Raw genomic sequence first — 14,639 nt, 5'->3', positions numbered from 1 at the left:
GGTCAGAGGGACAGATGATTGACGAACGCTGGGCGCACGCCGCGCGCCAATTGCGCAGTGACGCGGGCTTTTGGTCGCTGCGCGTCGTCGACGAACAGGTCGACGAGCACGAAGTCCGCAACGGCGTCGCGCAGCCGCTCGCGAGCGTGCGCGATCGCGGCGCGATGCTGATTGCGTGGTCCGGCGCGGGCGCCGGCTACGCGGCTACCGCCGATTTGTCGGCCGCCGGCCTGCAGGCGGCGCTCGACGTGGCCGCCGCGCGCGCGAAGGCGAGCGCGGCGCTGTCGCTGATCGACCATCGCGAGCTGGCGCGGCCGCACGCGAGCGGCCGTTACGCGTCGCCGCACGTGGACGATCCGTTGCCAAGCCGCGCTGAATGGCTCGAGCGGCTCGCGCACGAATGCGCCGCGGCCGCCGTCGATGCGCGGATCGTCGAGCGCAGCGCCGGCGTGCTACTCGCGCAGACCGACCAGCTTTATCTGACGAGCGACGGCGTGCGGATCGAGCAGCGCTTTCGTTACGTGATGCCGCAACTGAGTGCCGTCGCGCATGCGAACGGCGACACGCAGGTACGCACGTTGAGCGGCTACGGCACGCTCGCGCAAGGCGGCCTCGACGTGCTCGCACGCTACGGCTTCGACGGCGCGGGTGCACGGATCGCCGACGAGGCGCTGCAACTGCTCGCCGCGCCGAATTGCCCGTGCGGGCGGCGCGATCTGCTGCTGATGCCCGATCAGATGATGCTTCAGATCCACGAATCGATCGGCCATCCGCTCGAACTCGACCGGATTCTCGGCGACGAGCGCAATTTCGCCGGCTGGAGCTTCGTCAAACCGGAGATGTTCGGCTCGTACCAGTACGGCTCTCCGCTGTTGAACGTCACGTTCGATCCGACGCTGGCAGGCGAGGCGGCGTCCTACGCGTTCGACGACGACGGCACCGCCGCGCAGCGGCAATACCTGATTCGCGACGGCGTGCTCGAGCGGCCGCTGGGCGGCGCGCTGTCGCAATCGCGCGCGGGGCTGCCGGGCGTGGCGAACGCGCGCGCATCGAGCTGGAACCGCCCGCCGATCGACCGGATGGCGAACCTGAACGTCGAGCCCGGCTCGCAGTCGCTCGACGAATTGATCGCCGGCGTCGAGCGCGGCATTCTGATGCGCACCAATACGTCGTGGTCGATCGACGATCATCGCAACAAATTCCAGTTCGGCTGCGAGTTCGGGCAGCTCATCGAGAACGGCCGGCTGACGCAGGTCGTCAAGCGGCCCAACTATCGCGGCATCTCCGCGAGTTTCTGGCGCAGCTTGCGCGCGGTCGGCGACGCGAGCACCTTCGGTGTGTACGGCACGCCGTATTGCGGCAAGGGCGAGCCCGCGCAGATTATTCGTGTCGGCCACGCGGCGCCCGCCTGCGTGTTCGCCGACGTCGACGTGTTCGGAGGCGCGTGATGACGGATTACCTTGCACAGGGGCAGGCCGCGGCGATCGATTGGCATGCGCACTTCGCGCAGCTTGCCGACGAGGCCGAGCGGCTGAAGCAGCCGGGTGAGACGGTGTTGCTGTGGTTCGCGGGCGAGACATCCGATTTCGTGCGCTTCAACGCGGGCAGGATTCGCCAGACCGGGCGCGTGCTGCAAGGCAAATTGACCGTGCGGCTTGTCGACGGCGCGCGGCAGGGCTCCATCACGCAGACGGTGAGCGGCGGCGCTGCGGATCTGCGCGAGCTGGCAGGCGTGCTGACGGCACTGCGCGACAGTTTGCGCGATGCGCCGGACGATCCGCACCTGCTGTTCGACACATCGGTGTGGCGCACATCGACGCGCCGCACCGGCCGCCTGCCCGATCCCGACGCATTGGCGCGCACGGTTGCCGAGGCCGCGCGCGGGCTCGATTTCGTCGGCTTCTACATGGGCGGCGCACTCGCGCGCGGCTTTGCGTCGACGGCGGGCAGCCGCGGCTGGCACGAGGTCGAGAATTTCAATTTCAGCTGGTCGCTGTACGACGCGAGCGGCCGCGCGATCCAAACCGTCTATGCGGGCGACGATTGGCACGACGATACGTTCGCACGCAAGCTCACCGAGGCCGCCGCACGGTTGCCGGTGCTCGGCCGCGCGCCGAAGCCGCTCGCGCCGGGGCGCTATCGCGCGTATTTCGCGCCGGCGGCGGTGCAGGAGATTGCCGCATTGCTGAGCTGGGACGGATTTTCCGCGCGTGCGCATGCGGCCGCGCGCAGCAATCTGCACCGGCTGCACGCGGGCGATGCGGCGTTCGATCCGCGCGTCGAAATCGCCGAGGATTTTTCGCTCGGTATCGCGCCCGCGTTCAATGCGGACGGCTACCGGCGCGATAGCGTGCCGCTCGTGGCCGCCGGGCGCAGCGCCGGGCGGCTCGTCAGCGCGCGCAGCGCGCGCGAGCACGGCTTGCAGCCGAACGGCGCGCCGGCCGACGAGATGCCCGAGACGCTGTCGATCGCCGGCGGCGCGCTGGCCGAAGCCGACGTGCTCACCGCGCTCGACACGGGCCTCTATGTCGGCAATCTCTGGTATCTGAATTTCTCCGACCGGATCAATTGCCGAATCACCGGGATGACGCGCTTCGCGACGTTCTGGGTCGAAGGCGGCAAGATCGTCGCGCCCGTCGACGCAATGCGTTTCGACGACAGCGCGTACCGGCTGCTCGGCAGCGAGCTGGAGCAGCTCGGCGCCACGCCGCAACTGCTGCTCGACGACCGGTCGTATCACGAACGCAAGACGGGCGGCATGAAGGTGCCGGGGCTGCTGGCGAGCGCGTTCGAACTGACGTTGTAACGAGCGCGATAATGGCGGCCGGTGCCGGCCGGGCGCGGGCGTTGCATCGCGAATTCGGCTTCGCGAGCGGCGCGGCGCGATTCCGTGATTTCGCGATGGCGTATTCGTCGCCGTGCCGCGCTTGGCGTGGCATGAGCCAGACGTTGACTAGGCGCCGGGCGGATGCGATCGTCTCGACTCGCCGTTGTGCCAAGGACGGGGGAAACAATGAAACATGCTGATGCCACGGCATTGGACAGGTTGGAGGATCTGCTCGTCGAGCTTCGCGCGCTGCCCGGTCTGAAAGAACGGTCGCGCGGCGTTTTCTACTTGCGAGGCAAGCCATTTCTCCATTTTCACGTCGATCCGCAAGGATTGTTCGCCGATTTGCGCCGCGACAGCGGTTTCGATCGGTTTGCCGTCGATACGGCGGCAAACCGCGGTAAATTTCTGCGCGCCGTGCACGTCGTATCAGAGGCTCGACCGTCGTCCTCCCTTTGACCCAGCGCACGCGCGAGCGGCCAGCCGGCGCTTGGGCCGCGCCGCCGCGCGCGTCGCATTGACACTTGCCAACGCATGCCGTCTTTTTTCATCGATCGTCCGGTTTTCGCGTGGATCGTCGCGCTTGCGATCGTCATCGCGGGCGTGCTGGCGATTCCGCAGCTTCCGGTCGCGCAGTATCCGCGCCTTGCGCCGCCGCGCATCGTGATCAACGCGAGCTATCCGGGCGCGTCGTCGGAGACGATCGACAGCGACGTCGGCAGCATCATCGAGGAGAGCCTCGACGGTGCGGACAACCTGCTCTATTACCAGACGAACAGCGACAATCTCGGCAACCTCGAAATCGACGTGACGTTCGCGCCCGGCGCCAATCCGGATATCGCGTTTGTCGATGTGCAGAACCGCCTGAAGAAGGTCGAGCAGCGGCTGCCGCAGCAGGTGGTTCAGCAAGGCATCGGCGTGTTCAAGGCGGCGAACACGTTCCTGATGCTCGTCACGCTGACGTCGACCGACGGCTCGCGCAATTCCGCGCAACTCGGCGACTATCTGGACCGCTATCTGCTGCGCGAACTCAAGCGCGCGCCGGGCGTCGGCTCGGCCGAGCTGTGGGATTCGGGCGAGGCGCTGCGGATCTGGCTCGACCCGTCGAAGCTGCGCGAATATGGGCTCGGCGCGGACGACGTGATCAGCGCCGTTGCCGCGCAGAACGCGGCGGTCACGGCGGGCTCGATCGGCGACGCGCCGGCCGCGAACGGCCAGCAGCTCACCGCTTCGGTGATCGTCAAGGGGCAGCTCGTGTCGCCGGCCGAGTTCGGCCGGATCGTGCTGAAATCCAGGCCCGACGGCTCGGCCGTGCATGTGGCCGACGTCGCGCGCGTGGAGGTCGGCCGCTCCGATTACTCGTTCTGGTCGCGGCTGAACGGCAAGCAGGCGGCGACGGTCGGCATCCAGCTCGGCCCGCGCGGCAACGCGCTCGAGACGTCGAACGCGATTCGCGCGCGCATCGCCGAATTGTCGAAGACGCTGCCGCCGGGCGTCGCGGTCGAAATTCCATACGACGGCGCGCATTTCGTCGGCATCGCGATCGACGAGGTGGTGATCACGCTCGTCGAGGCGATTGTGCTGGTGTTCTGCGTGATGTGGCTGTTCCTGCGCGAGTTGCGCTATACGCTCGTGCCGACCGTCGTGATCCCGGTCACGCTGATGGGCGCGTTCTGCGCGATGTGGCTGTTCGGGCTGTCGATCAACGTGTTCACGATGTTTGGTCTCGTGCTGGCGATCGGCATTCTGGTGGACGATGCGATCGTCGTCGTCGAAAGCGTGCATCGCGTGATGGAGGACGAACGCGTGCCGCCGCGCGAGGCGACGCGCCGCGCGATGCAGCGCATCGGCGGTGCGATCGTCGGCGTGACCGCGGTGCTGACCGCCGTGTTTGTGCCGATGGCGTTCTTTCCGGGCGGCGTCGGCGGAATCTACCGGCAGTTCGCGGTGGCGATGATCGCGTCGATGCTGGTATCGTCGTTCATGGCGCTGTCGCTGACGCCCGCGCTGTGCGCGAACCTGCTCAAGCCGGTGCCGCACGGCGCGCGCCGGCGCGGCGTGGGCGCGTGGGCCGCGCAGCGCTTCGCGGCCGGCTTCGCGCGCGCCGAGGCTGGCTATCGCGGCATCGTCGCGCGGACGATACAGCGCGCCGGCGTTATCGCCGCGGTTTATGCGGCGTTAGTTGCCGTGTGCGCGCTGCTGTACTGGTCGTTGCCGGGCGGCTTTTTGCCGACCGAGGATCAGGGCCAGTTACAGGTGATGATCCAACTGCCCGCCGGCGCGACGCAGTCACGCACGATGGCGATCGTCGAGCGCGTCGAGCGGATCTTGCACGGCGAGCCGGCGATTTCGAACGTGACGAGCCTGATCGGCTGGAGTTTTGCCGGCAGCGGGCAGAACGTCGGAATGGCGTTTGTCGAACTGAAGGACTGGGCCACGCGCGACATCGACGCAATGGCGCTGCGCGACCGTTTGAACGGCGCGTTCGCCCGGATTCTCGACGGCGACGTGCAGGCGTCGCTGCCGCCGTCGGTGCCGGGCATCGGCCATTCGGACGGCTTCACGTTCCGGCTGGAGGATCGCGGCGGCGTCGGCCTCGCGGCGCTGAAGGCCGCGCGCGCCAAGCTGTTCGAGCGGGCGAAGGCGAGCCCGGTGCTGGCGTCGGTCCGCTCGGAGGACCTGCCCGACGCGCCGCGCGTCGAACTCGACATCGACCGTGCGAAGGCTTATGCGCTCGGCGTGCCGTTCGAGCGGATCTCGGGCTTGCTCGGCGGCACGTTCGGCTCGAACTATATCGACGACTATCCGTCGGCGGGCCGGATGCGGCGCGTGATCATCGAGGCCGACGCGGGTTCGCGCAGCACCGATGATCAACTGATGAAGCTGATGGTGCCGAACCGCACGGGCGACATGGTGCCGCTGTCGGCAATCGCGACACCGCATTGGGAAGTCGGCCCCGTGATGCTGAACCGCTATAACGGCTATCCGTCGCTCGATATCAACGGCCGCGCGGCCGACGGCTACAGCTCGGGCGCGGCGATGGCCGAGATGGAACGGCTCGCGGCCGCGTTGCCGGCCGGCATCGGCTACGACTGGGTCGACGCGGCGCGCGAGGAGCGGCTGTCCGCCCGGCAGACGCCGCTGTTGATCGGCCTGTCGGTGCTGGCGGTGTTCATGGCGCTTGCCGCGCTGTACGAGAGCTGGACGATTCCGCTGTCGGTGCTGGCGATCGTGCCGCTCGGCGCGATCGGCGCGATTGCGGCTGCGCTTGCGCGCGGCATGCCGAACGACGTGTATTTCAAGGTCGGGATGATCACGGTGATCGGGCTGTCGGCGAAGAACGCGATCTTGATCGTGCAGTTCGCGCGCGATCTCCACGCGCGCGGCACGCCGCTGCGCGATGCGGTGCTCGATGCGGCCACGGCGCGTTTTCGGCCGATCGTGATGACGTCGATGGCGTTTTTGCTGGGCGTCGTGCCGCTCGTGATCGCGACGGGGGCGGGTGCCGAGAGCCGGCGCTCGATTGGCACGGGCGCGTTCGGCGGGGTGTTGGCGGCGACGGCGTTTGGGCTCGTCTTCGCGCCGGCGGCGTTTTACGTGATCGCATCGCTCAAGCGGCGCGGGACGCAAGCCGCCGGCGCGTGCGCCGGCGGGCCGGATGCTGCGGTTCAGCCGCCCGAGCCGCGCGGCCGCAGCGTGACGGCGAACGATTGACGCACCGCGCGTGCTGCGGTTGCGCGGCGTGCGCGCTCGGCGCACCGGGCTTGGCGGTGCCGCGCGCGGCCGTTTGGTCAAAGCGTGAATTTCAGGCCGAGATGCCGGTTGATGATCGTCGTGCGGCTGGCAAGCGCATGCTGGATCGCGTCGCAGCGCGCCTGCGTGGTCAATTGATCGTTTGCAGGCAGTTGCACGCGGCGCTCGGTCGCGCTCAGCCATTCGCTGCCGCCCGGATCGGGGCCGTGCCCGGCGTCGTCGGCGATGGCGAGCTGCTGGTCGACCTGATCGAACCACGCGTCCGTGCAAGGGCGCTCGCTCGGCGCGTGCAGCACCGTGGTCGTTGCGGCGAACCAGCCGGCGACGGCGACAAGCGCGATACCGGAGATGACTTTCTTCATTGAATCCTTAAGACGATAATTGCCTGAATGAACGGGAGACGATTCCGCGCGGTACGCAACGGGCTCGGCCGTCGCGCCAACGCCAACGCCAACGCCAACGCCAACGCCAACGCCAACGCCAACGCCAACGCCAACGCCAACGCCAACGCCAACGCGAGATGTAGGGATCGCGATTCGTCGCCGAAGTTCATCCTGAAGTTCGCTGCAAACCGTCTCGGGCTCAGACGCGGCCAGACCCGGGCGCTTGAAGGACGCATGCACGCCGAAGCGACGCGGCCGTCTTGGCGTGGCGCGCGCTAGGCGGGCGATGACACCCTGCACCGCTCTTTTGCCCGTGCTGCCGCTCAACCGAAGACAGAACGCTCCATATGAAACGACGTCACTTTCTCCACACGCTCGGCGCGCTGACTGCGATGCCGCACGCTTTCGATAGCGCGCATGCCGCGATTTCCGCGCCGCCCGGCAGCTCCGCCGCCGCTCCCGCATCCGGCGCGGCGGCGAGTGCGGCGCAGTCGGTGCGCGATGCGTTCGAGCGCATCGCGCGTATTGACCGCGACGGCCCGTGCGTGAACGCGATCATCGAACTGAATCCCGACGCCGACGCAATCGCGCGAACGCTCGACGCCGAGCGGGCCGCCGGCACGGTGCGCGGCCCGCTGCACGGCGTCGCCGTCGTGCTGAAGGACAATATCGCGACGGGCGACCGGATGGCGACCACCGCCGGCTCGCTCGCGCTCGACGGCGTGCGCGCGGCGCGCGATGCGCAACTCGTCGCGCGGTTGCGTCGCGCGGGCGCGGTGATCGTCGCGAAAACCAATCTGAGCGAATGGGCGAACTTCCGTTCGACGCGCTCCACCAGCGGCTGGAGCGGTCGAGGCGGCCTGACGCGCAATCCGTATGCGCTCGATCGGAACACGAGCGGCTCGAGCTCGGGCTCGGCCGCCGCGGTCGCGGCCGGCCTCGTGCCGATGGCAGTCGGCACCGAGACCGACGGCTCGATCGTGTCGCCGGCGTCGATCAACGGCTGCGTTGGCTTGAAGCCGACGCTTGGGCGCGTGAGCCGCGATGGAATCGTGCCGCTGTCGCATACGCAGGATACGGCCGGGCCGATCACGCGCACGGTCCGCGACGCCGCGCTGTTGCTCGCCGCGCTCGCTGGCGGCGACGCGAATGATTCCGCGACGGCGAATGCGCCGCCGCCCGCCGACTATGCGGGCGCGCTCGATCCGGATGCGCTGCGCGGCGCGCGCATCGGCGTTGCGCGCGAGTACTTCACCGGGCACGACGAAGTTGATACGCAGATCGAGCGCGCGATTGCCGAGCTGGTGAAGCTGGGCGCGGTGGTCGTCGATCCGGTCGATCTGAAGAAGGTCGACTATCAGGACGACGAGCTGACCGTGCTGCTTTGCGAGTTCAAACACGGTCTGCCGCTGTGGCTGCGCACGTTCGCGCCGGATGCGCTGGTGCGCACGCTTGCCGACGTGATCGCGTTCAACGACGCGCAACACGCGAAGGAGATGCCGTACTTCGGTCAGGAGATGCTGATTCGTGCGCAGGCAGCCGGCGGACTCGACAGCGCCGCCTATCGGCGCGCGCTGATCCGTTGCGGCCGCCGTGCGTGCACCGACGGGCTCGCGCGCGTGTTGCGCAAGCATCGGCTCGATGCGATCGTCGCGCCGACGGGCGGCACGGCGTGGCTGACCGATCTCGTCAATGGCGACAGCAGCGGCGACGGTTTCTCGACGCCTGCCGCAGTCGCGGGTTTCCCGCATTTAACGGTGCCGGCCGGCCTCGTGCGCGGGTTGCCGGTTGGTTTGTCGTTCGTCGGTGCGCCGTGGAGCGAGGCGCGTTTGCTCGCGCTCGGCTATGCGTTCGAGCAGGCCACGCAGTGGCGGCAGGAGCCGCGCTATGTCGAGCGGTCGAATATTCCCCCGCTCGATGCGTGAGCGGCATGCGGTGGCATGCGGCACGCGAAGGACTCCGGGCGCGGTGCGTCCCGCCGTCGCCCCGCGCCGCTTGCGCCTCACCGGTTCCGCTTGCCGGACGTCCGCTTCATAAACATCGCAGAATTAATTGGTTCCCCATCGTGTTCGTTGTCCCGTATCGTTTCCGGATTTCAAAAACACGCCTACGGACGAGGACAATCAGATGAAGCAAACCAAGCAACTCGCGGCAGCGCTCGCGCTGCCCGCCGGCTTCCTTTTATCGGCCGCCGCGCCCGCGCAAAGCAGCGTCACGCTGTATGGGATCGTCGATGCCGGCATCGCCTATGCGCACAATGCGCAGGACGCAAACGGCCGCAACCAGTCGACGCTCGTGAAATTCAGCAGCGGCAATCTGTCGGGCAGCCGCTGGGGGCTGAAAGGCAGCGAAGATTTAGGCGGCGGCCTTGCGGCGGTGTTTCAACTGGAAAACGGCTTCAACATCGGCAACGGCGTGCAAAGCGGTAATCGCGAGTTCGGGCGCAAGGCGATCGTCGGGTTGGCGAGCAACACGTGGGGCACGGTGACGCTTGGCCGCCAGTACGATCCGGTCGTCGATCTCGTGCAAGGGCTCACCGAGGACAATTATTTCGGCGGCGTGTTCGCGACGCCGGGCGATCTCGACAACTACGACAACAGCCTGCGCGTGAGCAACTCGGTGAAGTACGTGAGCCCGCAGTGGTCGGGCTTGCAGTTCGAGGCGCTGTACGGCTTCGGTGGTGTCGCGGGGGCGACCGGCAGCGGCCGCACGTACAGTTTCGCGGCGGCGTACACGAACGGCCCGCTGTCGCTCGGCGCGGGCTACCTGTACGCGGACGGCGGAACGACCGCGAACAACGGCGTGCGCACGTGGACAGGCAGCTCGGACACGCTGTTCAACACCGTGATCAACCAGGGCTTCGCGAGCGCGAAGTCGATCAAGAGCGTGCGCGCTGCGGGCCAATACGTACTCGGCGCGGCGACGTTCGGCCTCGCTTACTCGAACACGCAATACGGCCGCGATTCGCTGTCGGCATTCAGCAATACCGCGAAATTCAACAGCGGCTCGGGATTCTTCAATTACCGGTTCACGCCGGCATTGACCACCGGCGTCGGCTACAGCTATACGTCGCTGACAGGACCGGCTTCCGCGCATTATCATCAGGTGAATCTGGGCGCCGATTACGCGCTGTCCAAGCGTACCGATCTGTACGCGCTGTTCGGCTACCAGAAGGCGAGCGGCAGGACGGTCGGCGCGAATGGCGCGGTGATCGACGCGCAGGCGTCAGTCGGCTCGTATGGCGCGAATTCCGGCACCGATACGCAGGAACTCGCGATCGTCGGCATCCGGCACAAGTTCTAAGCTGAATGGAATCGCCCGGCGCCTGTTGCGTGCGCCGGGGCGTTTCGCGCGCTGGGGCAGCCCGGCGCGCCGCCGCATGAAATACCTTCCTCTCGCGGCCATGCCGCGCGGCGGCTTGCGACGAGGAACAGTCGGGCGCGTTGCGCTGTCGCGGCGCACGCGTGAATCCACCCATCATGACAAACAGGACGCTCACCGATGAAAACTGCGATTGGAAAGCTGACCGCGTCACTGCTTCTGGCTGCCGCGAGCGCGTGTTTCGCGGCCGACGCGCCGCACGCCCCCGAGCATCTGCCGCCCGGCATCGCGTGGCAGCAAGGCGACGTTGATGCGGCGTTCGCGCAAGCCAAGCGCACGAACAAGCCGTTGTTTCTATATTGGGGCGCGGTGTGGTGCCCGTCATGCAACCAGGTGAAATCGACGATATTCAGCCAGCAGGCGTTCAAGGCGCGCTCGGCGTTCTTCGTGCCGGTCTATCTTGACGGCGACAGCGAGAACGCGCAGAAGATCGGCGAGCGCTTCAAGGTGCGCGGCTATCCGACGATGATCCTGTTCCGACCCGACGGCACCGAAGTCACGCGGCTGCCGGGCGAGGTCGATCTCGACCGTTACATGCAGGCATTGTCGATCGGGCTGAACGCCGCGCATCCGTTCAAGCAAACGCTTGCCGCCGCGCTGAAGGACGGCGCGCATGTGTCGCCCGACGAATGGCGGGTGCTGGCCGATTACTCGTGGGATACCGACGGCGATCTGCCGGTGCCGCCCGAGCGCGTCGCGACGACGCTGCAAACGCTCGCGCGGCACGCGCGCGCGGACCGCGCGAGCGCCGAAGCGCTGCGGCTCGAACTGAAAGCGGTGGTGTCGGCGGCAACGGGCGAGCCGCCGCAGCAAGGCGACATCGACAAGGCGGCGGGCGCGAACGCGGTGCGCGATGCATTGGGCGACCCGAAGCTCGCGCGCAGCGATTACGATGTGCTGATCGCCGCGCCGGACGACGTTGTCAAATACGTCGCCGGTGACGACGCGGGCAAGCGCGCGGCGCTCGCGAAGCAGTTCGATGCGGCGCTCGCACGGTTGTCGACGGATACGTCGCTCGCGGCGATCGACCGGACCATGGCGCTGCATGGCCGCGTGCTGCTCGCGCGGCTCGACACGAAGCCGGGCGCGCCGCTGCCCGCCGCGCTTGCCGATGCAGTGCGGCGGCAGACCTCGGCGGCCGTTGGCGAATCGACGAATGTTTATGCGCGGCAGGCGGTCGTCAGCGAAGCGGCCGCGACGCTCACCGACGCCCGCCAGTTCGACGCGGCCGACGCGCTGCTCAAGGCGGAGCTGCCCCGTTCGCCGACGCCGTACTTCTTCATGTCGGGGCTGGCGGCGAACGCGAAGGCGCGCGGCGACAAGGCCGCCGCGCTCGACTGGTATCGCAAGGCCTACGATGCGGCGAGCGGCCCGGCGACGCGGCTGCGTTGGGGCGCTGCATATTTCGCGAATGCCGTCGATCTCGCACCGGACGACGCGGCGCGCATCAAGCAGATTGCCAACGACGTGCTGACGCAGGCGGGCCAGACGCGCAATGCGTTCTACGGCGCGAACAAGCGCGCGTTGACGCGGCTCGTCACGCAGCTGGTGCGCTGGCGTCAGGGCGGCGCGCACGATGCGACGGTGCAGGCGGTCGTCAAGCAGTTCGAGGGCGTGTGCGGCAAGCTGCCGGCCGGCGATCCGCAAGCCGGCGCTTGTGAGAGCCTGATCAAGCCCGCGAAGGCTTGAAGCGCATCAGGCTCTGCCGCCGCCTTCATTGCGGCGTCGATATGTCGATGCCGTTGATGGCGGGTGCGGGCGCGGACGGATTCGAGAACGTCAGCGTGTTGGCGCGGCCCGCGCGAAACATGCCGTGGACGGTGAGCGTCGACGGCGTGGCCCAATTGCCCGTGGTCGGAAATGTGACGGGCACGGGCGCGCTGCTGTTGAAGCTGATTTGCGCGACACGGTCGACGCTGTCTCCGTTCACGAACACGATCTGTACGCTATAAGCGCCGTCAGCTGGCGCCGCGAGCCGATTGATCGTCAGCGTCCCGCCGTTGCCGAGTTGCCCGACGGCCTGGCCGCTTGCGCAACCCGCGCACACTTGCACGCGGGCTGCGCCCGTGAGCGTGTTCGAATGCGCGGCGGCCTCATAGGCGGGGCGGGGCGTGGGCAGGCGAACCGGACCGGCGACAGACGCGACCGAGCGGATGCCGGGCATGGGTTTCATCGCGTCGACACTCGATAACGCGATCTGATTCATCCCTGGCTTTACGCGCGCATAGACGATGACGGTGCCGGTGCGCGCCGCGCCCAGGGTCGGCGCGAACGCGAGCGTCGTCGGGGTGCTGCCGTTGACGGCAAGCCGCGCGTACCGCGTTTCATTGTGCGGATTCGCATAGGCGATTTCGATATAGCCGCCCGTGGTGCGCGATTTGACATGCGCGCGGACCGTGGCCTGCCTGTGCCGCTCTGATGAGTTGTCTTCGTCATCTTCGTCGTCTTCGCATGTGTCGCAGCGCGTGTGCGATACATCGATGCCGTCGCCGCCGAATGCATTCGGCCGCTTGGGCTCATCCGTGGCATCGCGCCCGCCGACGCGCAGCATGACCGCGCCGCCGGCCGGCACGAGCGGTACGGTGTACGACTGCGTCGCGATGCCGAGATCTTGGCGTGCCCATACGTCGCGCACCGCGGCGCGCTCGGCGGGCTCGAGGCCGAGTTGCGCCCAGGTGAACGTCATCGGCGCATCGGTGTTCGAGTTGTTGAGCAGGACGACCGCGCGCTGCCCGCTGCCCGCAAGCAGCTTCGCCCACACCTGCCGTGTGCCGTCGCCGGATTGTGTGACCTTCAGCCCTTGCAGCCCGAGCGGATCTTGATCGATTGCGATGACTTCGGAGTTGGTCAGCAGGCCCAGCGTACCGGCGGCGAGCGGCTTCGACAGATCGTTGCCGAGAATCAGCGGCGCGCCGGCGATCGCCCACAGGCTCACGTGCGCGCGATCTTGCGTGGCCGACATGCCCATGCCCGCGATCATCATGTCGGGATCGTTGTAGTAGCCGGTGTGCTGCGCCTCGGGCCAATCGTTGCCGTTGAAGTTGCGGATGACGCGGGCGAATTGCGTCGCGCCGATGTCGTGTTTGTAGATGTCGTCAGTGGTGCGCCACATTCGGCCGATGCCGGGCGCCCAGTCCCACGGGCCTTGGTTGTAATCGGGAAATGCGCGGTCGCCGCCGATCGTGCCCCAGTCGCAGATGCTGAGCGTGAGCCGCTGGCCGGTTTTCGCGTAGGCGTCGTCGATCGCGGCGGCAATCGCCGTGTATGCCTGTTGCGGATCGTAACCGGCGTCGCGGCCGCCACAGAAATCGACCTTCACGAAATCGAAGCCCCATTGCGCGAACTGCAGGAAATCGGTTCGATAGTGTGCGACGTCGCTGCCGACGAATCGCGTGCCGTCGTGGCGAAAACCGCAGCCGAGCGGACCGGCGTCGATATAGATACCGGCCTTCAGGCCCTTGCTGTGAATATATTGCGCGATTGCCTGCATGCCGCCCGGCCATTGCTGCGTATCGACGATGAAATTGCCGTTTGCGTCGCGCTGTCCGGACGTCCACCAGCCCTCGTCGATGTTGACGTATTCGTATTTCGCGCCGGATTCGATCGCGCGGTTCAGCCTGACCATGCCGTCCGCTTGAGCTTTGATCGTGTCGAAGCTGACGTTCTCCTCGAGGCTGTTCCACGACGACCAGCCCATCGGCGCAGCGACATGCGCGGTTCGGTCCGGCGCGGCGGGAGGTGGCGGCGTTGCGCAGGACGCTCCGACGACACTGGCCAGGCCGATCGCCAACACGGCCGACCATGCACCGGGAGTGGCTTTTGGGGCGGCTGAGCTCATGGTTGTCTCCTGGTTGCAGTGAATCCCACATCCTTTGCGCGGACCTTCGTCGGAGATAACTATAAGGCAGCGTTTAGCTACGTTTCAAAGGTTTGTGCGTTTGATACGGAATCGATCGTTATCCTGATGATTTCGAGACGAGCATTGTCAAACGCAATGGCGAAGTCAAGGCCGTACCGATTGCAACGCGTGACCAAGTAACGATCATGGGGTGGATCCAAACGCATACGCGAGAAGGTGCGCTGTACTACACCGATGGATGGCGGGCCCATGCCACGCTCCGGCTGCGTGACAGCCATGTGATCTTGTGCAAGGAGAAAGACAAACCCGTCGGGCGAGATCGCATCAATGGTATCGAAGGCTTCTGAATCTGCGCCAAGAACTGGCTCTATCGATACCGCGGCGTGCCCCAAAAATTCTTCCATCTTTATCCGGCTGGAGCTTGCTACCGGTTCCA

At 67.1% G+C, this 14,639-nt stretch carries 11 protein-coding genes; 8 read left to right on the top strand and 3 right to left on the bottom strand.

Features of this window, described 5'->3' with window-relative positions; all coding sequences use genetic code 11:
* Positions 1-14 precede the first annotated feature (14 nt).
* From WS68_RS12880 to WS68_RS12860, 4 genes are all read left to right on the top strand, one after another.
* Positions 15-1,448, top strand: a complete 1,434-nt coding sequence (locus WS68_RS12880) for a TldD/PmbA family protein (RefSeq protein ID WP_059571177.1) — start codon at positions 15-17, stop codon at positions 1,446-1,448.
* Positions 1,448-2,806 (top strand): metallopeptidase TldD-related protein, encoded by a 1,359-nt coding sequence (locus tag WS68_RS12875; RefSeq protein WP_059571176.1) that lies wholly within the window; start codon positions 1,448-1,450, stop codon positions 2,804-2,806. The genes WS68_RS12880 and WS68_RS12875 overlap by 1 nt, the downstream gene beginning before the upstream one ends.
* A gap of 240 nt (positions 2,807-3,046) precedes the next feature.
* Positions 3,047-3,286, top strand: coding sequence for a hypothetical protein (locus WS68_RS12865; protein ID WP_231753009.1), 240 nt, complete (start codon positions 3,047-3,049; stop codon positions 3,284-3,286).
* Positions 3,287-3,361: 75 nt separating this feature from the next.
* On the top strand, positions 3,362-6,541 hold the full coding sequence (locus WS68_RS12860; RefSeq protein ID WP_082710004.1) for a multidrug efflux RND transporter permease subunit: 3,180 nt from the start codon (positions 3,362-3,364) through the stop codon (positions 6,539-6,541).
* A gap of 77 nt (positions 6,542-6,618) precedes the next feature.
* On the opposite strand, the gene WS68_RS28360 is transcribed toward WS68_RS12860, so the two are convergent.
* Positions 6,619-6,942 carry a hypothetical protein gene (locus WS68_RS28360; protein WP_059571173.1) on the bottom strand — a complete coding sequence of 108 codons (324 nt, stop codon included), beginning with the start codon at positions 6,940-6,942 and terminating at the stop codon, positions 6,619-6,621.
* A 27-nt stretch (positions 6,943-6,969) separates the two neighbouring features.
* Between WS68_RS28360 and WS68_RS28355 the strand changes: the two genes are divergently transcribed.
* The 4 genes from WS68_RS28355 to WS68_RS12835 all read left to right on the top strand — a co-directional run bounded on the left by WS68_RS28355 (position 6,970) and on the right by WS68_RS12835 (position 12,033).
* Positions 6,970-7,242, top strand: a complete 273-nt coding sequence (locus tag WS68_RS28355) for a hypothetical protein (protein WP_197419598.1) — start codon at positions 6,970-6,972, stop codon at positions 7,240-7,242.
* Between the two features lie 68 nt (positions 7,243-7,310).
* Positions 7,311-8,888 carry an amidase gene (locus WS68_RS12845; protein ID WP_059571171.1) on the top strand — a complete coding sequence of 526 codons (1,578 nt, stop codon included), beginning with the start codon at positions 7,311-7,313 and terminating at the stop codon, positions 8,886-8,888.
* A 202-nt stretch (positions 8,889-9,090) separates the two neighbouring features.
* Positions 9,091-10,266, top strand: coding sequence for a porin (locus WS68_RS12840; protein ID WP_059571170.1), 1,176 nt, complete (start codon positions 9,091-9,093; stop codon positions 10,264-10,266).
* Between the two features lie 198 nt (positions 10,267-10,464).
* On the top strand, positions 10,465-12,033 hold the full coding sequence (locus WS68_RS12835; protein ID WP_059571169.1) for a thioredoxin family protein: 1,569 nt from the start codon (positions 10,465-10,467) through the stop codon (positions 12,031-12,033).
* A gap of 25 nt (positions 12,034-12,058) precedes the next feature.
* Here WS68_RS12835 and WS68_RS12830 read toward each other — a convergent pair whose 3' ends face one another.
* Complete coding sequence (locus tag WS68_RS12830) at positions 12,059-14,182, bottom strand: alpha-galactosidase (RefSeq protein ID WP_082710002.1); 2,124 nt, start codon at positions 14,180-14,182, stop codon at positions 12,059-12,061.
* Positions 14,183-14,259: 77 nt separating this feature from the next.
* On the bottom strand, positions 14,260-14,607 hold the full coding sequence (locus WS68_RS27640; RefSeq protein ID WP_156429488.1) for a hypothetical protein: 348 nt from the start codon (positions 14,605-14,607) through the stop codon (positions 14,260-14,262).
* Between the last annotated feature and the right edge of the window lie 32 nt (positions 14,608-14,639).

It is taken from the genome of Burkholderia sp. TSV86, from assembly GCF_001522865.1.
Lineage (GTDB): Bacteria > Pseudomonadota > Gammaproteobacteria > Burkholderiales > Burkholderiaceae > Burkholderia.
This window is presented reverse-complemented; position numbering and strand designations above follow the sequence as displayed.